The organism is Pseudomonas sp. AC463 (genome assembly GCF_979253585.1).
In genome coordinates this window covers 1-340 of sequence record NZ_CEEDDZ010000292.1, presented here as the reverse complement: position 1 = coordinate 340, position 340 = coordinate 1, and the positions used below count along the sequence as shown (strand labels likewise).

Sequence of the window (340 nt, the reverse complement as noted above, 5' to 3'; positions counted from 1 at the left end):
CTGGCGGACTATGCCGGGATCAAGGCGCAGGTTTCGGCCGTGACCGAGGCGGCTATGCGCGGCGAACTGGACTTCGCGGGGGCGCTGGACGCCCGCGTCGCGCTGCTCGCGGGGCTGGACGAGGCGGTGATCGCCCAGTGTCTGGCCGAACGCGTGCGGATCATGCCGGGCGCGAAGCCGCTGGTGCAGACGATGCGGGCGCGGGGCGCGACCTGCGTGCTGGTGTCCGGCGGCTTCACGCGCTTCGCCGAGCCGGTGGCGGCGGAGATCGGTTTCCACCGCGCGATCGCCAACGTGCTGCTCGTCGCGGACGGCAAGCTCACCGGCACCGTTGCGAAGC

Annotated in this window: 1 protein-coding gene; it reads left to right on the top strand. The window is 72.6% G+C overall.

The window, feature by feature from the left end; all coding sequences use genetic code 11:
• A partial coding sequence (locus tag AC0IYH_RS30210) for an HAD-IB family phosphatase (RefSeq protein ID WP_471837806.1) occupies window positions 1-340 on the top strand: 340 nt, incomplete at both ends.